General features: G+C 67.4%; 16 protein-coding genes. 5 read left to right on the top strand and 11 right to left on the bottom strand.

Translation table 11 applies throughout. The features are described from left to right. Positions 1-10 precede the first annotated feature (10 nt). On the top strand, positions 11-1,648 hold the full coding sequence (locus ACP7AZ_RS07250; protein WP_426037736.1) for an alpha-amylase family glycosyl hydrolase: 1,638 nt from the start codon (positions 11-13) through the stop codon (positions 1,646-1,648). Between the two features lie 2 nt (positions 1,649-1,650). On the opposite strand, the gene ACP7AZ_RS07245 is transcribed toward ACP7AZ_RS07250, so the two are convergent. Then, a complete protein-coding gene (locus tag ACP7AZ_RS07245; protein WP_303694001.1) occupies positions 1,651-2,703 on the bottom strand; it encodes a LacI family DNA-binding transcriptional regulator in 1,053 nt (350 codons plus the stop codon). A 76-nt stretch (positions 2,704-2,779) separates the two neighbouring features. On the opposite strand from ACP7AZ_RS07245, the gene ACP7AZ_RS07240 reads away from it, so the two are divergent. From ACP7AZ_RS07240 to ACP7AZ_RS07225, 4 genes are all read left to right on the top strand, one after another. Continuing rightward, positions 2,780-4,840, top strand: a complete 2,061-nt coding sequence (locus tag ACP7AZ_RS07240) for a glycoside hydrolase family 97 protein (protein ID WP_426037496.1) — start codon at positions 2,780-2,782, stop codon at positions 4,838-4,840. A 53-nt stretch (positions 4,841-4,893) separates the two neighbouring features. Beyond that, positions 4,894-6,360, top strand: coding sequence for an MFS transporter (locus tag ACP7AZ_RS07235; protein WP_426037734.1), 1,467 nt, complete (start codon positions 4,894-4,896; stop codon positions 6,358-6,360). Continuing rightward, entirely contained in the window at positions 6,357-7,280 is a 924-nt protein-coding gene (locus ACP7AZ_RS07230; RefSeq protein WP_426037494.1) for an alpha/beta hydrolase, read from the top strand. Before ACP7AZ_RS07235 ends, ACP7AZ_RS07230 begins: the two co-directional genes overlap by 4 nt. Positions 7,281-7,357: 77 nt before the next feature. After that, positions 7,358-9,676, top strand: a complete 2,319-nt coding sequence (locus ACP7AZ_RS07225) for a glucan 1,4-alpha-glucosidase (protein WP_426037732.1) — start codon at positions 7,358-7,360, stop codon at positions 9,674-9,676. A 58-nt stretch (positions 9,677-9,734) separates the two neighbouring features. Here the strand turns inward: ACP7AZ_RS07225 and ACP7AZ_RS07220 are convergent, their stop codons facing one another. From ACP7AZ_RS07220 to ACP7AZ_RS07175, 10 genes are all read right to left on the bottom strand, one after another. Further along, the gene (locus ACP7AZ_RS07220) at positions 9,735-10,421 is read right to left on the bottom strand and encodes a TorF family putative porin (protein ID WP_426037492.1); all 687 of its coding nucleotides are present in this window, start codon (positions 10,419-10,421) and stop codon (positions 9,735-9,737) included. Positions 10,422-10,502: 81 nt separating this feature from the next. Next, a complete protein-coding gene (locus ACP7AZ_RS07215) occupies positions 10,503-11,969 on the bottom strand; it encodes an ammonium transporter (RefSeq protein ID WP_426037490.1) in 1,467 nt (488 codons plus the stop codon). A gap of 192 nt (positions 11,970-12,161) precedes the next feature. Continuing rightward, on the bottom strand, positions 12,162-13,262 hold the full coding sequence (gene leuB / locus ACP7AZ_RS07210; RefSeq protein ID WP_426037488.1) for a 3-isopropylmalate dehydrogenase: 1,101 nt from the start codon (positions 13,260-13,262) through the stop codon (positions 12,162-12,164). After that, on the bottom strand, positions 13,262-13,852 hold the full coding sequence (leuD, locus tag ACP7AZ_RS07205; protein WP_426037486.1) for a 3-isopropylmalate dehydratase small subunit: 591 nt from the start codon (positions 13,850-13,852) through the stop codon (positions 13,262-13,264). Before leuD ends, leuB begins: the two co-directional genes overlap by 1 nt. Next, positions 13,845-15,275 carry a 3-isopropylmalate dehydratase large subunit gene (gene leuC / locus ACP7AZ_RS07200; protein WP_426037484.1) on the bottom strand — a complete coding sequence of 477 codons (1,431 nt, stop codon included), beginning with the start codon at positions 15,273-15,275 and terminating at the stop codon, positions 13,845-13,847. The genes leuD and leuC overlap by 8 nt, the downstream gene beginning before the upstream one ends. Beyond that, entirely contained in the window at positions 15,262-16,482 is a 1,221-nt protein-coding gene (locus tag ACP7AZ_RS07195; protein ID WP_426037482.1) for a 2-isopropylmalate synthase, read from the bottom strand. Before ACP7AZ_RS07195 ends, leuC begins: the two co-directional genes overlap by 14 nt. Further along, a complete protein-coding gene (locus ACP7AZ_RS07190) occupies positions 16,479-16,745 on the bottom strand; it encodes an ACT domain-containing protein (RefSeq protein WP_426037480.1) in 267 nt (88 codons plus the stop codon). Before ACP7AZ_RS07190 ends, ACP7AZ_RS07195 begins: the two co-directional genes overlap by 4 nt. Continuing rightward, positions 16,742-18,484 carry an acetolactate synthase 2 catalytic subunit gene (gene ilvG / locus ACP7AZ_RS07185; protein ID WP_426037478.1) on the bottom strand — a complete coding sequence of 581 codons (1,743 nt, stop codon included), beginning with the start codon at positions 18,482-18,484 and terminating at the stop codon, positions 16,742-16,744. Before ilvG ends, ACP7AZ_RS07190 begins: the two co-directional genes overlap by 4 nt. 33 nt (positions 18,485-18,517) lie before the next feature. Next, a complete protein-coding gene (gene ilvC / locus ACP7AZ_RS07180; protein WP_426037476.1) occupies positions 18,518-19,528 on the bottom strand; it encodes a ketol-acid reductoisomerase in 1,011 nt (336 codons plus the stop codon). 3 nt (positions 19,529-19,531) lie between these two features. Then, positions 19,532-21,271, bottom strand: coding sequence for a dihydroxy-acid dehydratase (locus ACP7AZ_RS07175; RefSeq protein ID WP_426037474.1), 1,740 nt, complete (start codon positions 21,269-21,271; stop codon positions 19,532-19,534). Positions 21,272-21,445: the final 174 nt, after the last annotated feature.

Below are 21,445 nucleotides of genomic sequence, written 5' to 3'. Positions count from 1 at the left end.
TGCTGAACCCCTGAGCCAAGACCTGTACGCCGTCCCCGGGGGCGAGGCCGCGCCGCATCGCGAGTGGTGGCGCGGGGCCGTCATCTATCAGGTCTATCCGCGCAGCTTCGCCGACACCAACGGCGACGGAATCGGCGACCTGCCAGGCATCACCGCGCATCTGGGGCATGTCGCCTCGCTGGGCGTGGACGGGGTCTGGCTGTCGCCCTTCTTCACCTCGCCGATGAAGGACTTCGGCTACGACGTCGCCGACTATGTCGGCATCGATCCGATCTTCGGCACGATGGAGGATTTTGACCGGCTGGTGGCGCGAGCGCACGAACTGGGCCTGAAAATCATCATCGACCAGGTCTATTCCCACACCTCGGACCTGCATGAATGGTTCCAGGAAAGCCGCCAGGACCGGACCAATCCCAAGGCCGACTGGTTCGTCTGGGCCGACGCCAGGCCGGAAGGCTCGCCACCGTCCAACTGGCAGTCGGTGTTCGGCGGCCCGGCCTGGACCTGGGATGCACGCCGGCACCAATACTACATGCACAACTTCCTCAAGGAGCAGCCGCAGCTGAATGTGAGGAACGCCGAGGTCCAGGAGGCTCTGCTGGGCGTGGCCCGCTTCTGGCTCGATCGGGGGGTGGACGGGTTCCGTTGCGACGCCCTGAATTTCTCGATGCACGACCCCGCCCTGACCGACAACCCACCGGTCCTGACGCCCGGCAAGCGCACCCGCTCATTCGACTTCCAGCACCACGACCACAACCAGTCGCATCCCGACATCCTGACGTTCCTGACCCGGCTGCGTCAGACGACCGATTCCTATGACGGGGACCGGTTCCTGGTGGCCGAGGTCGGGGGCGAGAAGGCCAACGAGGAGATGAAACTCTACACCGAGGGCGCCGACCGGCTGCATTCGGCCTATGGCTTTCTCTATCTGTATGCCGACAAGCTGACGACCGATCTGGTCGATCGCGGCCCGGCAATGTGGCCGGGGACCGAGGGCGAGGGCTGGCCGTCCTGGAGCTTCTCCAATCACGACGCGCCCCGCGCCCTGTCGCGCTGGGCAGAGGGTCGCAACCCCAAGGCCTTCGCCGAGATGGCGCTGCTGCTGCTCATGTGCCTGCGCGGCAACGTCTTCGTCTATCAAGGCGAGGAGCTGGGACTGCCCCAGGCCGAGGTTCCGTTCGAGCGGCTGGTCGATCCCGAGGCCATCGCCAACTGGCCCGACACCCTGGGCCGCGATGGCGCCCGCACCCCCATGCCGTGGAAGAGCGACAACGGCTTCGCCGGTTTCTCGGAGCACGAGCCCTGGCTGCCGGTCGATCCGCGTCATCGCGCCCTGGCGGTCGAGGTGCAGGAGAAGGATCCGAATTCGACCCTGCATCTGGCGCGTCGCCTGATCGCCCTGCGTCACAGCCATCCAGCGCTGCGCACCGGCACGATGACGATGCTGAAGGACGCCGGCGAACTCCTGCTGTTCCGGCGCGAGGGCGGCGGCGAGACCCTGCTCTGCGCCTTCAACCTGGGTCACGATCCGATCGCCTGGACGCCGCCCGCGGGCTGGTCCGTAGTCGAGGCGGTGAACCAGCCGGACGCACGATCCGGTCAGCTTGCGCCGATGGCGGGGCTGATCTTCTCCGGGCCGACCGGATGACCTCAGCCGCCGCACGTCTCCCTGATGATCAGGTCGGTGGGGATGCGTTCGGAGCGCCCGCCGCCCTCGCCGGCGTGGTCCAGCAGTTTGGAGACCATCAGCCGGCCGGCCTTCATCGTGTCCTGGGCGATGGTCGACAGGGCCGGACGGCTGTAGCGGCTGAAGGGCACATTATCGAAGCCGATCACCGACACGTCCTCGGGCACCCGTTTGCCGGCATGAAGCAGGGCGCGCACCGCGCCGAGCGCGATCAGGTCGGACGCCGCGACGATGCCGTCGAAATCCAGTCCCCTGCGGATCATGGAATCGACCGAAGCCTCCGCGCTCTCGACCTCGAAATGCGCGGGGACGATCAGGTCGGGATCGACGCCCAGACCCGCCGCCTCGCAAGCCTCGGCATAGCCGCGCTGACGCTGCATCGCCTCGGGCGGTTCGAGGTCGCCGAGGAAGACGATGCGCTTCCTGCCCAGCCGCGCCAGATGCGCCGTCGCCCGGCGTCCGCCGTTGATGTTGTCCGAGCCGATCGAGCAATAGTTCTGGTCCGGCAGTTCGGCGCCCCAGACCACGAACCGGCCGTCCGTCTCCGCCATCCGGTTGAAGGCCGAATGCAGGGTCGATTGACCGAGAAAGATCACTCCGTCCGCGCGGCTGGTGTTCATGGCCGCGTTCAGATCATCGATATTCGCCGGCGAGACGTGGCTCATCACGAGGTCGCAACCGCGCTCGCGCGCCGCCTCCCCCACCCCGGCCAGAAGCTCAAGGAAGAAGGGATCGCTCAGACGCCCTTCACGCCCCTGCGGTCGCGGTGTCACCAGGGCGATGGTGCCCGAGGCGCCGATGGGGCCGGCGGGCATGTAGCGGCGGAACGGATAGTCGTGCTCGCGCGCCAGCTTCCAGATCGCCTGCTTGGTGCGCGCGTTCACCGCCGGGCTGTCGTTCAGCGCCCGCGAGGCGGTGGAGATCGACACCCCGGCCAGGGTCGCGATGTCTTCCAGACGGGTGGATCGCTTGCTCAAGCCCGCCCCGCCGATACTGCAAATTTTGCTGCAAACCACGTCATCGCCGCATCTGCATCCGTTGCGCGGCGCTTGGCAAGGGCTTCGATCCAGAAGCTTTAGAGGAGTGAAGCCGATGCGTATTCCGTTGCTTGTGCTGGCGCTGGTCGCCCTCTGTTCGCCGGCCGTGGCGCAGACCCCGCCCCCGGCGCAGGCAACCGTCTCCTCGCCCGACGGGTCGCTGACGGTCAGTGTCACGACCGACGGCGACGGCCGCCCGAGCTACGCCGTCAACCGCCTTGGCCGCCCTGTGATCGCCCCCTCGCGCCTCGGCTTCATCCTGACCGATGCGCCGAAACTGGAGCGCGGACTGGTCGTTTCGGCCGAACCCGCCACCGATCACGACGATACCTGGGAGCAGCCCTGGGGCGAGCGCCGGTTCATCCGCAACCACTACCGGGAACTGCGCGTGCATCTGCGCGAACGCACCGCCCTGGCGCGGATCTTCGACGTCGTGTTCCGCGTCTATGACGACGGTTTGGGCTTCCGCTACGAGTTCCCGCAGCAGGACGCCCTGCCAACCGTCCGCATCGGTTCGGAGCTGACCGAGTTCAACATCGCCGAGGACGGCGAGGCCTGGTGGATCCCCTCGCACGAGTGGAACCGCGAGGAATATCTGTATCACCGCACCTCGATCCAGGAGGCGTCGAACACCCAGACGCCGATGACGATGCGGCTGGACTCGGGTCTGCATGTCTCGATCCACGAGGCGGCCCTGATCGACTATGCCGGCATGAACCTGCGCCGCGCCGAGGGCCGTCGCTTCGTCGCCGACCTGACGCCCGGCTTCACCAACGCGGCGGTTGAGCGCGAGGCGCCGTTCAACACACCATGGCGCACCCTGCAGATCACCGACACGGCCGGCGGCCTGGTCGAATCCGCCCTGATCCTGAACCTGAACGCCCTCAATGCGATCGGTGACGTCAGCTGGTTCCGGCCGATGAAATACGTCGGCGTCTGGTGGGAAATGCACCTCGACCTGAAGACCTGGAACGCGGGTCCCCGTCACGGCGCAACCAATGACAACACCCGCCGCCACATCGACTTCGCCGCCGAGAACGGCTTCGGCGGGGTGCTGGTCGAGGGCTGGAACGTCGGCTGGGACGGCGACTGGTTCGGCAACGGCTGGGATTATTCGTTCACCGAAGCCTATCCCGATTTCGACATCGAGGGCCTCGCCGCCTACGCCCGCGAGCGCGGCGTCCAGCTGATCGGCCACCACGAGACCGGCGGCAACGCCTACCACTACGAACAGCAGATGCAGGCCGCCTTCGATCTGGATCAGCGGCTGGGTATCACGACGGTCAAGACCGGCTATGTCGCCGATGCCGGCGGAGCGCGGGTCACCGGCCCGGACGGCCAGCCGACCTTCGCCTGGCATGAGAGCCAGGCCATGAGCCGCCACCATCTGGCCGTCGTGCGCGAGGCGGCCGAGCGCCACGTCGCGATCAACGCCCACGAGCCGTTCAAGGATACGGGCCTGCGTCGCACCTACCCGAACATGACCTCTCGCGAAGGCGCGCGGGGCACGGAGTTCAGCGCCTGGGGCCAGCCGAGCAATCCGCCCGAGCACGAGGTCAACCTGGTCTTCACCCGCCTTTTGGCCGGGCCGATGGACTATACGCCGGGCATCTTCGGCATGGTCACCCGCGCGCCCGACGGAATTGCCACGACCTGGGCCAAACAGCTCGCGCTGTATGTGACGATCTACAGCCCGATCCAGATGGCGGCCGATCTGCTCGACAAATACGAGGCCAATCCGGCCCCCTTCCAGTTCATCAGGGACGTCGCTGTCGACTGGGACGAGACCCGGGTGCTGAACGGCGAGGTCGGCGACTTCGTCACCATCGCGCGCAAGGAGCGCGGAACCCGCGAGTGGTTCCTGGGCTCGATCACCGACGAGAACCCGCGCGTACTGCAAGCGTCACTGAGCTTCCTTGAGCCCGGGGTCCGCTATCGCGCGGAGATCTACCGCGACGGTCCCAGCGCCGACTGGCGAGATGGAGACGGCCGCAGCCGCACCGACATCGTCATCGAGCAGCAGGAGGTGACCTCGGCCGAGACCCTGACCCTGCGGCTCGCACCCGGCGGCGGCCAGGCCATCCGGTTCGTGCCGCTCGGGAGCGCGCGCCGGTGACCCCGCCCTCCGCCCTCCTGACCCTTCGCCCACGCCTGAACGCCCTGGCGATCATGAACATGTGCGTGGGGTTCTTCGGGATCCAGATCGGTTTCGGCCTGCAGAACGCCAACACCAGCCGAATCTTCCAGACCCTGGGCGCCGAGGTCGACAGTCTCGCCATCCTGTGGATCGCCGCGCCCCTGACGGGCCTGCTGGTCCAGCCGATCATCGGCCATCTCAGCGACAAGACCTGGACGCCGCTGGGCCGTCGGCGACCCTATTTCCTGGTCGGCGCGGTGCTGACGTCGCTGGCTCTGGTGGCGATGCCGAACAGCCCGACCCTGTGGTTCGCGGCCGCCATGCTGTGGATCATGGACGCCTCGATCAATATCACCATGGAGCCGTTCCGCGCCTTCGTCGGCGACCTGCTGCCCGACGAGCAGCGGACCGCCGGCTATGCGATGCAGAGCTTCTTCATCGGCACGGGTGCGGTGTTTGCGTCGTGCCTTCCGTGGATCCTGTCAAACCTCGGCGTCGCCTCCGTCGCGCCCGAGGGGATCACCCCCGACAGCGTCCGCTGGGCCTACTACATCGGCGCCGCCTGCCTGTTGTCGGCCGTGCTGTGGACCGTCTTCTCGACGAAGGAATACAGCCCCGAACAGGTCGCCGCCTTCGATGCCCACCGCGCCCTGCCCGGCCAGCTTCCCGACGGTGAACAGGCCCCTGCGCGGTCATCGAAATCCTACATCCTCGGCGGTCTGGTCTGGGCCGCCGTCGGCTTCGCGGGCTTCATCGGCGTCGCGGGGGCCGGGCTGGAGAAGGAACTCTATATCGCCGCCGGAGGCATCGCCGCCTTCGGGGTTTTACAGATCGCCGTCGGCGCCCTGCATGCGGCGAAGGCCTCGAACGGCGTGACCGAGATCGTCGATGACATCTTCCGCATGCCCGAGGCCATGCGCGGCCTGGCCGTGGTCCAGTTCTTCAGCTGGTTCGCCCTGTTCGCCATGTGGATCTACACCACCGCCGCGGTCACGGCCGTCCACTACGGCACGAGCGACACCACCTCGGCGGCCTACAACACCGGGGCGAACTGGGTCGGAGTCCTGTTCGGCGTCTACAACGGCGTGGCGGCACTGGCGGCCTTCGTCATCCCGGTGCTGGCCCGGAGGACCGGCCGCCGGGGCGCGCACGCCATCAACCTGGTGCTGGGCGGACTGGGCCTGATCGGCATCGCCATGATCCGCGACCCGGCCCTGCTGTGGGTTCCGATGATCGGCGTCGGCTTCGCCTGGGCCTCGATCCTGTCGATGCCCTACGCCATCCTGTCGGGCGCCGTGCCGGGGGGGAAGATGGGCGTCTATATGGGCATCTTCAACATCTTCATCGTCGTGCCCCAGCTCCTGGCCGCGACCATCCTGGGCCTGACGCTGAAGCACTTCTTCGCCGGCGAGGCGATCTGGGCCTTGGTCATCGGCGGCGGGTCGTTCTTCATCGCGGCCGTGTGCGCCCTGTTCGTCAGGGAGCCCGGGGCGGCATGATGGATCGGCGCGCCCTCCTCGTTGCGCTTGCGGCCCTGCCCTTTGCCAGCGCTGTACGGGCCGAGCCCGTGGCCGGCGGGCGGCTTGTCGAATACCCGGACATGAACTCGGCCCAGGCGGCGACGCGCAATGTCACCGTCTGGCTGCCTCCGGGCTACGACGTCGGCGCGGACCGCCATCCCGTCCTCTACATGCATGACGGCCAGAACCTGTTCGACGCGGCCCGGGCCCCGTTCGGAGAATGGGGCGTCGACGAGCATCTGGTCCGGCTGATCGCGACCGGCCAGGTGCGGGCTCCCATCGTGATCGGCGTCTGGAACACGCCGCTGCGCCTGCGCGAGTACGTTCCGTCCGAGCTGATCGCGGCCCTGCCCGACGCGACCCGCGCCGACGTCGAAACCCTCTATGGCGGCGCGTCCCTCTCGGACGGCTATCTGCGGTTTCTGGTCGAAGAGCTAAAGCCCCGCATCGACGCGGACTTCCGAACGCGGCCCGGGCGCGACGACACGGTCATCATGGGCTCCAGCATGGGCGGGCTGATCTCGCTCAGCGCCCTGATGCAATATCCCGACGTGTTCGGCGCCGCCGGCTGCCTCTCCACCCATTGGCCTCTGCGGCGTGACGCGCTGCAGGGAGAAGCCCTGGCGGCCTGGCGCGAGACGGTGGTCGCCGCCTGGTCCGGCGTCATCGCGGCTGGCCTGCCCGATCCGGCGACGCACAGACTGTATTTCGATCGCGGCGACGAGACACTGGATCAGTTCTACGCCTTCTTCCAGTCGCGCATCGACCAGGTGGTCACGGCTGCGGGCTGGCCTGCCGATCGTTTCCGGACCCTGGTCTTCCCCGGCGCCGAACACAACGAGAAGAGCTGGAACAGCCGGCTCGACATCCCCCTGACCTTCCTGCTTCCGCCCCAGTGAAAGTGATCCCGATGCGTAGTCTGACCGCCGCCCTGATGCTGAGCGCCGCCCTCCTGCCGCTGGGCGCCTGCGCTTCGATGAGCGCGGCCCCTGTCGCCGTCGCGCCGCAGATCGCCGAAGGCGTCGCCCCCGGCGCGCCGGGCGCTGTTCCGACCTGGTCCAGCGCCGTCAAACAAGGCGTCGGCGCCTCCTACGAGGCCTATGTCGACCGCCAGTATCGCGACGGCGGCCGCACCGGGACCGTCTCCCGCGTCTGGTTCTCGATCGCCGACGGGGTCCTGACCGAGACCATGTACGGCCTGATCCACGAGGCCCAGATCAAGCAGATGCGCTTCGCCGTGATGACCGGAACCGGTCTGTCCGTCGAAGGAACCGACACCACTTCGCGCATCGAATACCTGCACACGGACGCGGAAGGCCGCCCCCTGTCGCCCGCCTACCGCGTGATCACCCGGGACAGGCAGGACCGGTTCGAGATCGAGAAGCACGTGTACACCGACCCTGACCGCCAGAGCCTGGTCGTGCGCACGATGATCCGCGCCCTGTCCGGCCCGGTCACCCCGTATCTGCTGCTAGAGCCGCATATGGCCAATACGGGCGTCGGTGATCGCGGCGCGGCCTCGACCCGGTCACTCAGCGCTATGGAGGGCGACGTCGCCCTGAGCCTCGTGCCCAGCACGCCGTTCGAGGCGGCCAGCGTCGGGTTCTTGGGTGCGTCCGACGGCCTGACCGACCTCGCCGACGGGCGTCTCGATCACGCCTATGCCCCCACAGGGTCCGAGCCGGGCAACATCATGCTGACCGGCGCCCTGCCGACGGTGGGCCGGGGCCAGACCCTGAGCCGCGATTACGTCATAGGCTTCGGCGAGAACGCGGCCGGCGCCGAGGCCCAGGCAGCCGGGACCCTGACCGACCTCGACGGCGCGCTGGAGGCATTCACCGGACAGGGCGAAGCAGTCGGCTGGGAGGACTATCTCGGCTCCCTGACAGAACTGCCGCGCCTGGCGGAGCAGTCCACCGACGGCGGCAAACTGGCCTACGCCTCGGCCCTCATGTTGAAGGTGCAGGAGGACCGCACCCATGCGGGCGCGCTGATCGCCTCCCTCTCCAACCCGTGGGGCGACACGGTGGACGCGACCAACAGCTCGACCGGCTACAAGGCCGTCTGGCCGCGCGACTTCTATCAGGTGGCCATGGCCCTGATGGCGCTGGGCGATGCGGAGACCCCCGTCGCCGCCTTCCGCTACCTGCCCCAGGTTCAGGTGACGGCCGAGACGCCGGGCAATACTGGCGCGACCGGCTGGTTCCTGCAGAAGACCCATGTCGACGGCCAGATCGAATGGGTCGGGGTCCAGCTGGACCAGACCGCCATGCCGATCATGCTGGGCTGGCGCCTGTGGAAGGCGGGCGAGGTGTCCGACGCAGAGATGGCGCTGATGTACACCAGGATGATCAAGCCGGCCGCCGACTTCCTGGTGGACGGCGGCACGATCGCACTCGACTGGAACGACCGCACCATCACCCCGCCGTGGTCGCAGCAGGAGCGCTGGGAAGAACAGGAAGGCTACTCCCCCTCGACCACCGCCGCCGTCATCACCGGCCTGACTGTCGCCGCCGAGATCGCGCGGGCGTCCGACGACGCCGCCTCCGCCCACCGGTACCAGGCCGCCGCCGACGACTATGCGTCGAAGGTCGAGGCGCGGATGTTCACCACCGAAGGGACGCTGGGCGACGGCGACTATTTCGTCCGCCTGAGCCGCAACGAGGACCCGAACGACCACGCCCCGCTGGGTGAGAATAACGGCCAGGCCGCCCTGCCGGAGGATCAGATCATCGACGGCGGCTTCCTGGAGCTGGTGCGCTATGGCGTGCGCCGGGCTGACGCGCCGTCGGTCCTGGCCACCCTGCCCGAATACGACGACCTGACGCGCGAGGATCGCCTGCGCGTCCGCTACGACGTCGGCGGCGCGCCGGCATGGAGACGCTATGGCAACGACGGCTACGGCGAGAACATCGAGACCGGCGGAAACTACGGCCTGGGGGGCATGACGCCGGGCCAGCGCGGTCGCCTGTGGCCGATTTTCACCGGCGAGCGGGGTCACTACGAGCTGGCGCGGGCGCTTCAGGGCGGCGCGTCCGAGGCCGAGATCCGCGCGATCCGTGAGACCTATGTCGCCGGCATGGAGGCCATGGGCAACGACGGCTACCTGTTGTCCGAACAGATCTGGGACGGGGTCGGCGATCCGACGGTCCACCGTTATCAGCCCGGCCAGGGCACCAACTCCGCCACCCCCTTGGCCTGGAGCCATGCGGAGTACCTGAAGCTGTTACGGTCGCTGGCGGACCGGGCGGTCTGGGATCGCTACGCTCCCGTCGCAGAACGCTACAGCCGATAACGAAAACGCCGCCCCGGATCGCTCCGGGGCGGCGTCTTCAGGTTGGTCCAGAGGAAGACTAGAACAGGACTTTCAGCGTGGCGACCGCGCGGCCGTCGTACAGCGGAGCGTTGTCGACGTCTGTGTCGTGATAGCGGACGTCGAAGATCAGGCTATCGGTGAAGGCGTAGGCGGCGCCCACGTTCCAGGTGACGTAGTCGCCGGTGACGTCCAGCCACTGCTTGCCGACGGCGCCGGAGACCGTGACCTTGTCGATCGGCGTGAACGCCACATTGCCTTCGACGTAGGTGGCGGTCTCGTCCACGCCGAAGAAGTCCGGCGAGTAATAGACGGCGACGCCGGCGGTCACCGGGCCGATCGCGCGGGACGCGGCGGCCTTCACCTCGACGTAGTCGTAGTCGGAGGCCTGGTCGTCATGAGCGTAGAAATAGCCGACCGCGCCGAGGTCGAAGGCGAAGCCCTGCGCTTCGAAGCGGAAGCCGCCGTAGGCGTCGATCTCGGCCGAAGTGTCGTCGCCGAAATCGACGGTCGAGGCCCAGACGCCGCTGTAAAGGCCGCCGATGGTCATATCGACACCACCCGAGAGGGCGAAGTTCTCGTTGGACTGGCTGGCGCCGCGGAAGACGTAGTCGTTGGTCGCCGCCGCGTTGAAGGCGAACTCCGCGTCCTGGGCCAAAGCGGCGCCGGCCGTGGCCAGGGTGGCGATCGCGGCGGCCAGGGCCGCGCAGGAAGCTTGCAGTCTCATCTCGGTATCCCCGTGTGTTCTGTTTGAATCTGTCAGATTGGCTGCCGGGCGCGAGGAAAGTCGCGCCCGGCGGAACCGTCGTCAGTGTTCCAGGGCTTCGCCGTGGAGTGTGGTGTCGAGGCCTTCGGCTTCCTGCGCATCCGTCACGCGAAGCCCGGTCGTGAACTTGCAGATGATCAGGATGATGAAGGTGCCGACCGCCGAATAGGCGATGGTCCAGGCCAGGCCAAGGGCCTGGGTCGGGATGTTGGCGCCTTCGCCCAGGCTGTTGATCGCGGTCGTGGCGAACACGCCGGTCAGCAGGGCGCCGATCAGACCGCCTGCGCCGTGGATGCCGAAGGCGTCCAGAGAGTCGTCATAGCGGAGCAGTTTCTTGATCCACACCGAGGAGATGTAGCAGACCGGTCCGGCGATCAGGCCGATGATGACCGCACCCTTCGGATCGACGAAGCCGGCGGCGGGGGTGATGGCGACCAGACCGGCGACGACGCCGGACAGCATGCCGATTAGCGACACCTTCTTCTTCTCGATGACCTCGACAATCTTCCAGGTCAGGGCGGCGGCGGCGGCGGCCAGGATGGTGTTCAGCAGGGCGACGCCCATCAGCTCGTTGGCCGCGCCCGCGGAACCGGCGTTGAAGCCGATCCAGCCGACCAGCAGCAGCGAGGCGCCGATCATGGTCAGGACAGGGTTGTGAGCCGTGATGACGTCGGTGCCGTAGCCCTTACGACGACCCAGGAAGAGGGCGCAGACCAGGCCCGCGACACCCGAGTTGACGTGAACGACCGCGCCGCCGGCGAAGTCCAGCACGCCGGCCGAACCGAGGAAGCCGCCGCCCCAGACCCAGTGGCAGATCGGTGCGTAGATCAGCAGCGACCACAGGGCGGTGAACAGCAGCAGGGCCGAATATTTGAACCGTTCGGCGAAGGCGCCGGTGATCAGGGCCGGCGTGATGATGGCGAAGGTCATCTGGAAGGAGATGAACAGGAATTCGGGAATCCCGGGCAGCAGGGCGTTGGCCGTCTGCAGGGAAATGCCGTTCAGGAAAAGGGCGTCGAAGCCCCCGATATAGGGCTGGAGTGCCGGGTCGGCGTTGGCGCCGAAGGCGATCGAATAGCCGGCGATGAACCAGACCAGTGTCACGACGGCGAACACGCCGACCGACTGGGTGATGGTGGCCACGACGTTCTTGCGACGGACCATGCCGCCGTAGAACAGGGCCAGACCGGGGAGGGTCATCAGCAGGACCAGTGCGGTCGAGGTACCCAGCCAGCTGGTGCCGGCGGCGTCGAGCTCGAGCGCGGCCTGGTGGGCCAGAAGCGTGGGAGCGGCTGCTTCTTCCTCGGGAACGATCGCCTCGGCCACCTCGGTGGCGGCGGCTTCGACCGCAGCGGCGGCCTCCGCGATCGGAGTGGCCGGAGCTGCGGCCTCGGTGGTCGGGGCCGGCGCAGCGGCTTCCTGGGCGAAGGCGCCCCCCGTGTAGAAGAGTCCGATGGTTAGAAGACAGAGGGCAAGGATGCCCGGTAGCCGATTGAAGAACTGCGACATGAATGCATCCCCCGTGTGATCTCGCAGTTGCGAACTGTTTACCGCAAACGCGAGAGACGCAAGAGGTTGAGCCGTATCCGGCGCAATTTTCGTGTGCGTGTCGTGGGTTACACACCCATGCACGGCAAGTTATTACCTTAGCTGTCGCTGCGGCGCGCAATCGTTTCGCGCGCCGCAGCTATGATGAAAAGGTTAACCCCAGTGCATCTGAACCCGGTGCGCGGCGGCCCAGTGGATGGCCCGGATTGCGTCGATGATCGCCTCCGCCGCCGCCCGTGTGCCCAGTTCGCCACCCAGGTCCGCCGTCGTGGCGCCAGCGGCCAGCACGGCCGCAACCGCCGCCTCGATCGACGAGGCCTCGTCGTCCAGGTTCAGGCTGTGACGCAGCATCATCGCCGCCGACAGAATGGTTCCGACCGGGTTGGCCAGGTCCTGGCCGGCAATGTCCGGCGCCGAGCCGTGGATCGGCTCGAACAGGCCCGGTCCCGATTCGCCCAGCGACGCCGACGGCAACAGGCCGATCGAGCCGCCCAGTACGGAAATCTCGTCAGACAGGATGTCGCCGAACATGTTTTCCGTCAGGATGACGTCGTACTCTCGCGGCTTGCGGATCAAATGCATGGCCATGGAGTCGACCAGGGCATGCTCCAGCTGGACCTCCGGGAACTCCTCGGCATGGATGCGGGTCACGACCTCCCGCCACAGCCTTGAGGTTTCCATGACGTTGGCCTTGTCGACGGACGTAACCTTGCCGCGCCGTTGCAGGGCGGTCTTGAACGCGGCGCGGGTGATGCGCTCGATCTCGGGCACGGTGTAGATGCACAGGTCCGAGGCCATCGTATCGGTGCGGGTCTTTTCGCCGAAATAGACCCCGCCGGTCAGCTCGCGAAAGACGATCAGGTCGACGCCCTCGACGATCTCCTTCTTGAGCGGCGAGCGGTGCGCCAGGACCGGCGATACCTGCAGCGGACGCAGGTTGGCGAACAGTCCCATCGCCTTGCGGATGCCAAGCAGTCCTTCTTCCGGGCGCCGCGCCCCGCCGTCCCACCTGGGTCCGCCGACCGCGCCGAGCAGTACGCCGTCAGCCGCCAGACAGGCAGTTGTCGTCTCCGGCGGCAGGGGATCGCCGGTCGCGTCGATGGCGGCGCCGCCAATCAGATGCTCCTGGAACTCGAACCTGTGGCCGTAGAAGTCGGCAATGACGCGCAGCACGTCCCTGGCCGCCGAGATCACCTCCGGCCCCACGCCGTCGCCGGGCAACAGGACGATGTTGTAGGTCTGGGTATTCGGCATCACGCGGGCTCCGGGGAATGGGTACGCTCGTAGGATTCAATGTCAGGCATGTGTTTCTGGAGCCAGCCCAGGGTGTCGACGCCGTCCAGCAGGCACTGGCGCGCGAAGGGCTCGACTACAAAGGTCACCGGCGCATGGTTGCCCCGGCGGACCTCTCCGGCCTCCAGGTCAATGGTGACGACCTGTTCCGGGTTGGCGACCAGATCCTCCCAGGCCGCCTGATCGACGACGACGGGCAGGAAGCCGTTCTTCAGGGCGTTGGAGGTGAAGATGTCGGCGATCGAGGTCGAGATCACGGCCCGGAAGCCGTAGTCGTACAGAGCCCAGGGCGCATGCTCGCGCGACGAGCCGCACCCGAAATTGTCGCCGACGACCAGGATGCGATGCTCGGCCGGATCGATCCGGTTCAGCACCGCTTCCGGCCGCGCCGAGCCGTCGGCCTCGTAGCGCCAGTCGTAGAAGGCCTTCTGACCCAGACCCGTGGCCTCGGTTGTGGTCAGGAACCGCGCCGGGATGATCTGGTCAGTGTCGATGTTTGCTTGCGTGAGGACCAGCGTCCGCGAGGTCAGGATTTTCAGGGGTTCAGGCATGCGCGGTCTCGCTCAGATAAACTCGCGGATCGGTCAGCACCCCGGCGATGGCCGTGGCCGCCGCCGTCGCCGGACTGGCCAGGATGGTGCGGGCGCCCTTGCCCTGGCGGCCTTCGAAATTGCGGTTGGACGTCGACACGGCCAGCTGGCCGGGCAGGACGAAGTCGCCGTTCATCGCAATGCACATCGAACATCCGGGGATGCGCCACTCGGCGCCCGCCTCGGTGAAGACCTTGTGCAGGCCCTCGGCTTCGGCGTCGCGGCGCACGGCCTCGGAGCCCGGCACGACCAGCATGCGGACGCCCGGCTTCACCTTGCGCCCCCGCAGCACTTCGGCCGCCGCGCGCAGGTCGGGCAGCCGACCGTTGGTGCAGGAGCCGATGAAGACCACGTCGACCGCCTGGGTCGTCGTCGTCTCGCCGGCCTCGAACCCCATATAGGCCAGGGCCTTGCGGTCGCTGTCGGATTTGGGCTCGGGCACGCGCGACCCGATCGGCGAACCTGCGTCCGGCGTCGTGCCCCATGTCGCCATCGGGCGGATGGCGGCGCCGTCGATCACGATCTCCGCGTCGAAGACCGCGCCCGGATCGGTAACCAGCGTCAGCCACTCCGCCGCCTTCGCCTCATAGGCCTCGCCTTGCGGCACATGTTTGCGTCCCCGCAGCCAGTCGATGGCCACGGCATCCGGCGCGATCATTCCCGCCCGCGCCCCTGCCTCGATCGACATGTTGCAAAGGGTCATCCGCCCTTCCATGTCGAGAGACCGTACCGCCTCGCCGGCGTATTCGATGACGAAGCCGGTGCCGCCGCCGAAGCCCAGTTCGGCGATGACGGCCAAGGCCATATCCTTGCCCGACACGCCCGACTTCAGGGCGCCGGTGACCGTCACCCGCATGGCCTTGGACTTGCGCTGCAACAGGCACTGGGTCGCCAGCACATGGCCGACTTCCGACGTGCCGATGCCGAAGGCCAGCGCCCCGAAGGCCCCATGCGTCGCCGTATGGCTGTCGCCGCAGACGACGGTCATCCCCGGCTGGGTCAGGCCCAGCTCCGGCCCCATGACATGGACAACGCCGCGATCCGGAGAGCCCCAGCCGGCCAGGTCGATACCGTGGCGGGCGCAGTTCTCTTCCAGCCGCGTGACCTGAGACTTCGCCTCGGCCGTCACATACGGCCGCTCGCCGTCGATGGCCGGAAGGGTCGGGGTCGAATGGTCCAGGGTCGCGAAGGTCCGATCCGGGCGACGGACCGTCAGCACCCTCGCCTCGATCTCGGTGAAGGCCTGGGGGCTGGTGACCTCGTGGACCAGATGCAGGTCGATATAGAGGACGCCCGGCGTCTCGGCTGTTTCCGGCGTGACGACGTGGGCGTCCCAGACCTTGTCGAACAGAGTCCGGGGCACGCGGGTGTCAGGCCGCGACATGCGCATGCCTCTGCGTCGCCGTGCAGATGGCGATCAGTTCGGCGTCGTCGATCTCGCCGATCTCATCCGCCCGCGTCTTGAAGGCGGCGAAGGCGTCGTTCAGGTGGTCGCCAGTCAAAGGATAGCCCAGCACCTCGGCCCGCTTCTGCACCGCCGTCCGGCCCGAGTGCTTGCCCAGCACGAAGAAGCTGCCCGAGAAGCCGACATCCTCGGGACGCATGATCTCATAGGTGCGGGCATCGGCGTACATGCCGTGCTGGTGGATGCCGGCCTCGTGGGCGAAGGCGTTGATGCCGACGATGGCCTTGTTACGCACGATCGGCGAGTGGGTGACCTCACTCAGTGTGCGGCTGGTTTCCAGCAGCTTTGTGGTGTCGATCCCGGTCGTGACGCCATAGCGTTCGGCGCGGACGCGCAGGGCCATGACGACCTCTTCCAGCGCCGCGTTGCCGGCGCGTTCGCCGATGCCGTTGATGGTCGATTCGACCTGACGCACGCCCGCCTCGATGGCCGACAGGCTGTTGGCGACGGCCAGGCCGAGGTCGTTGTGGCAGTGGGTCGAGAAGATCACGTTCGGGAAGTTCGGGCGGATCCGCGCGATCAGGAACCGGTACAGGCTCGCGATCTCGTCCGGCGTGGCATAGCCGACCGTGTCGGGCACGTTCAGGGTCGAGGCCCCGGCGCCTGCCGCCGCTTCCAGCACCTCGGCAAGGAACTGCGGTTCGGTGCGGATCGCATCCTCGGCCGAGAACTCGACGTCGTGGAAATGGGTGCGGGCGTATTCGACCGAGCGCACGGCCTGGGCCAGCACCTGATCCGGCGTCATCCGCAGCTTGGCGGCGCGGTGGATCGGGCTGGTGCCGATGAAGACGTGGCAGCGCCTACGCTTCGTTCCGCGCAGGGCGCGATACGACGCATCGATGTCGCCCTCGTTCGACCGCGACAGAGAGCACAAGACCGGGCCGCTGTCGTCCTCGGCCATCTCGCCCACAACGGCGCGGATGCAATCCTCGTCGCCCGGAGACGCGGCGGCGAAACCGGCCTCCATGACATCGACGCCCAGGGCTTTCAGCGTGCGGCCCATGCGAACCTTATCATCAGGCGACATGGAGAAGCCCGGAGCCTGTTCGCCATCGCGCATGGTGGTGTCAAAGACGATAACCCGGTTGGGGTCGGTGGCTACTCGGTCCATGATAGAGCCGGTCATGCCGCCACACCGCTCTGATAGACGTAGGGCGAGGCGGCGAAGCCGACGCGGGTGGCGCCGATCAGCTTGTCGATCTGGCGGCCCAGGTTCTCGGTGCAGCGTCCCTCGTCACGGCCGCGAACCTGCAATTGGACACGGCGCATCGCGCCCTCGTCCGACAGGCTCATGCCGTCGATGTGGAAGCCCCGACGCTCCACGAGACCGATCAGGCGCTGGAGCGAGCCGTCGGCCCGGTCGATCTGGATCTGGATGGTGTCGGTCATCCCATGTCTCCTTCGAAGCGCGTGTCGTGCATCATTTCGCCGTTGGACTTGCCCGGAGGGACAAGCGGCCAGACGTTCTCTTTGGGGTCGATCAAGACGTGCATCAGGCACGGACCGGGCGCGGCCAGCAGGCGGGCGATGCTGTCGGTGACCTGGTCGCGCCGGTCGATCATGAAGGCCTCGATCCCGAAGGCCTGGGCCACGGCGACGAAGTCGGGATTGTCCGACAGGTCGACCTCGGAATAGTTCTCGGCGAAGAACAGCTCCTGCCACTGTCGCACCAGCCCCAGGGAGGCGTTGTCCAGTAGAACGATCTTCAGGGCCACTCCGTAGCGACGCAGGGTCGCCAGCTCCTGGATGTTCATCATGAAGCTGCCGTCGCCGGAGATGGTGACGACGTGGGCGTCGGGCTTGGCCAGCTTGGCGCCCAGGCCGGCCGGCAGGCCGTAGCCCATCGCGCCCAGGCCGCCAGACGTCAGGTGGGATTCAGGACGCGAAAACGCGCAGTGCTGGGCCACCCACATCTGGTGCTGGCCGACATCGCAGGCGGCGATGAAGCTGTCGCCCGCCGTCTTCGACAGTTCATTCAAAAGGGCCGGGGCGTAGACCCCCTCGCCCGGCGCGTCGTAACGGAAGGCGTTCCGTTTCGCGTTCGAGGTCGAGCGGATGATCCACGGATCGATGGTCAGAGACGCTCCCCCTTTTTCCGAGCCAGCCATCCGGGCCGTCAGGGCTTCGATGCCCGCCTTCATGTCGCCGATGACAGGAACGTGGGCGGCGCGCAGTTTGCCGATCTCGGCTGGGTCGATATCGAAATGAACCACCTTCGCATGAGGCGCGAACTCGTTCAGCTTGCCGGTGGCGCGGTCATCGAACCGGGCGCCGAAGACGATCAACAGATCCGAGTCCTGAACCGCCTCGTTGGCGGCGCGCGTGCCGTGCATACCCAGCATGCCCAGGAATCCCGGCGCGTCGGTGCGGATCGAGCCCAGGGCGTTCAGGGTCGAGACGGAGGGGATGCCGGTGCGTTCGGCGAAGTCTCGCAGGGCCTCGACGGCGCCGGCGATCTTCACCCCGCCGCCGATATAGATCAGCGGACGTTCGGCGGCGCGGATCAAGGTTTCCGCCTCGGCGATCGCGGCGTGATCCAGCGGCGTGACGTCGTTGGGGTAATGGAACCCGAAATCGTCCGAAGTCATCCCGACCTGAACGTCCTTGGGCAGGTCGACCAGGACCGGACCGGGGCGGCCCGAGCGGGCGACGTGGAAGGCTTCCTCGATGACGGCGGGGACGTCGGCCGGGTGTCGCACGACCCACGAATGCTTCACCAGCGGCAGGGTGACGCCCAGGATGTCGATCTCCTGGAAGGCGTCGGTGCCCATCAGGTGGGTGGCGACGTTGCCGGTGATACAGACCATCGGCACCGAATCCATCATCGCATTGGCGATGCCGGTGATCAGGTTGGTCGCCCCTGGACCCGAGGTCGCCATACAGACCCCGACCTTCCCGGTCGCTCGGGCATAGGCGTCGGCGGCGAAGGCCGCGCCCTGCTCGTGACGCACCAGAATGTGCTTCAGCTTCGATCCGGTCAGGGCGTCATAGACCGGCATGATCGCGCCGCCCGGATAGCCGAACACCACCTCGACGCCCAACCGGTCCAGGGTGGAGACGAGCAACCGCGCGCCGCTCTGGGGAGCGGCTGCGGCCTTGGCGCTGATGGCGGTGGCGACTGCGGACATTGCGGTTCTGGGACTGACTTTTTTGCGGTTCGACTATGCGGCTTCGGCGGTCTTGGGCGCGTGCAGCCAGGCCATCCGCTCGCGCAGACCGGCCCCGACCGACTCGATCAGATGCTCGCTGTCGGCCTTGACCAGGGCGTCATAGGCGCCCTTGCCGGCTTCGTTCTCGGCGATCCATTCGCGGGCGAAGGTCCCGTCCTGGATCTCGGTCAGGATCTCTTTCATCCGGGCGCGGGTCTCGGCGTTGATGACGCGCGGGCCACTGACGACCGAACCCCATTTGGCGGTCTCGGAGATGAACTCGTTCATCTTGCTGATGCCGCCCTCGTAGAACAGGTCCACGATCAGCTTCAGCTCGTGCATGCATTCGAAATAGGCGATCTCGGGCTGGTAGCCGGCTTCGACCAGGGTGGTGAACCCGCTCATGACCAGTTCCTTGGCCCCGCCGCACAGGACGGCCTGTTCGCCGAACAGATCGGTCTCGGTCTCTTCCTTGAAGGAGGTCTCCAGCAGGCCGCCGGTCGCGCCGCCGATCCCTTTCGCATAGCCCATGGCCCGGTCGCGGGCCTTGCCGGTCGCGTCCTGCTCGACGGCGAACAGGGCGGGAACGCCGCGTCCGCGCGCGTACTCGCGACGGACCAGATCGCCCGGCCCCTTGGGCGCGACCAGGATGACGTCCATGTCCTTACGCGGCGTGACGCGGCCGTACAGGATCGAGAAGCCGTGAGCGAACAGGATGGCCACGCCCTTCTTCGCATTGGGCTCGATGACCGTCTTGTAGATCTCGGCCTGGGCCATGTCGGGCGTCAGGATGGCGATGATGTCCGCCCCCTTCACGGCCTCCGAAGGCTCGGCCGTGGCGATGCCATCGGCGGTGGCGTTCTTCCAGCCCTTGCCACCGTGACGGACGCCGGCGACGACGTCGTGGCCAGACTCCTTCAGGTTCTGCGCATGGGCGCGGCCCTGGGAGCCATAGCCGATGACGGCGATGCGCTGACCGGCGATGACGCCTGGACGGATGTCGTCGTTGGTATAGATTTCCATGGCTCAGGCTTCCTGCGTCTGTCGTTGGTCCGCGCGGACTTGAGCCGGCGGCGGGTTGGGAATGGTGACGGCGCCCTGGGCGGCGGAGGCCACTGAGGCGCGGTACTTGGCGAAGACGCCGGTCGCCACGTTCAGCGGCGGCGCGACATGGCCGGTCCGCCGCGCGGCCAGGTCGGCGGCGACATCGATGCGGCGCGCGGTGACGTCGATGGTGATGCGGTCGCCGTCGCGGATCAGGCCGATCGGCCCGCCCGCCGCAGCTTCAGGCGACACATGCCCGGCGACGAAACCATAGGACGCGCCCGAGAACCGGCCGTCGGTGATCAGGGCCACGTTATGGATGCCGCGCCCTTTCAGGGCGGCAGTGACCTGCAGCATCTCGCGCATGCCGGGGCCGCCTTGCGGACCTTCGTAGCGGATGACGATGACGTCGCCCTCGCCGACCGAACCGTCCTGCACGGCGTGGAAGGCATCCTCCTCGGAATCGAACACGCAGGCGGGGCCCTCGAACCGGTCCACCTTGTGTCCGGTCAGCTTGATGACGGCGCCGTCCGGGGCGATGTCGCCATAGATCACGGCATAGGAGCCGCGCGGGCTGAAAGGCTCGGCGACCGTCGAGACCACCTTCTGGCCCGGGGTCTCTTCCGCTTCAGCAGCCTCGGCGAAGAGGCTGCGGCCCGAGACGGTGGGCGCATTGACGATCTTGCCGGCCTCGGCCAGCCGCTGTGTCACCAGTCGGGTGCCGCCGGAGGCGTACAGATGCGAGGCCAGGAACCGGCCGCCCGGCTTCAGGTCGCAGATGACCGGCGTGTCCTCGCAGGCCGTGTTGCAGTCCTCGACGCCGAACTCGATTCCCGCCTCGATGGCGATGGCGGTCAGGTGCAGCACCGCATTGGTCGACCCGCCCGAGGCGGAGACGGCGGCGGCCGCGTTCTTCAGCGAGGCGCGGGTGATGTATTTGCGCGCCGTATCGCCGGCGAAGACGCGCTCGACGATCAGTTCGCCGCAGCGATGACCCTGGGCGCCCTTCATCGGATCAACGGCCGGGACGTCGTTCGCTCCCATGGGAGACAACCCCATGACCGACAGGGCCATGGCCATGGTGTTGGCGGTGAACTGGCCGCCACAGGCGCCGGCCCCCGGGCAGGCCGCCCGCTCGACCAACTTCAATTGCTCGTCGTCGATAGTCCCGGCGCCGTGCGCGCCGATGGCTTCGAACACCTCCTGGATGGAGATCTCCTTGCCGCCGATGACGCCCGGCATGATCGTTCCGCCGTAGTAGACCAGACCCGGGATATCCATCCGGGCCAGGGCCATGGCGGCCGCCGGGATCGTCTTGTCACAACCGACGATGCAGACGACGCCGTCCAGCTGATGCCCCTGGACCGCCAGTTCGATCGAGTCGGCCACGACCTCGCGGGAGATCAGCGAGGCCTTCATGCCCGGGGTGCCCATGGAGATGCCGTCGGCGACGACGATGGTGTTGAAGTCGATCGGGAAGCCGCCGGCCGCGATGATCCCGGCGCGGACGTCTTTCGCGAGCCGGTCCAGGTGCATGTTGCATGGCGTCACAGACGACCAGGTGTTGACCACCGCGATCATCGGCTTCTCGAAATCGGCGTCGTCCATGCCGGCGGCCCGCAGATAGCTGCGGGCCGCGGCGCGGTTGGCTCCTGCGGTCACGACGGCGCTCCGTCGCTGTGGCGACGGGGCCGTATCTTCCGGAGTGAAATCTTGCGTCATGGTCTTGAGGCGTTCCGAGAAGGGTCCCGGATCGGCGCAACAAAAAACCCGCTTCCTTTCGGGAGCGGGTGGCTGCGTCGATCCTGATTTTGCTTGGGTTCAGGTCAGTTGCATCCACGCCGCTCCGGAGAGCAGGCCAAGGAGTACGCTGACAATAAGGGTGGTGAGGGCGGC

Source organism: Brevundimonas sp. DC300-4 (assembly GCF_049897365.1).
In the GTDB taxonomy this organism is placed as follows: domain Bacteria; phylum Pseudomonadota; class Alphaproteobacteria; order Caulobacterales; family Caulobacteraceae; genus Brevundimonas.
Note: the sequence above shows the minus strand (reverse complement) of the source record. Positions and strands in the feature narration are given on the sequence as shown.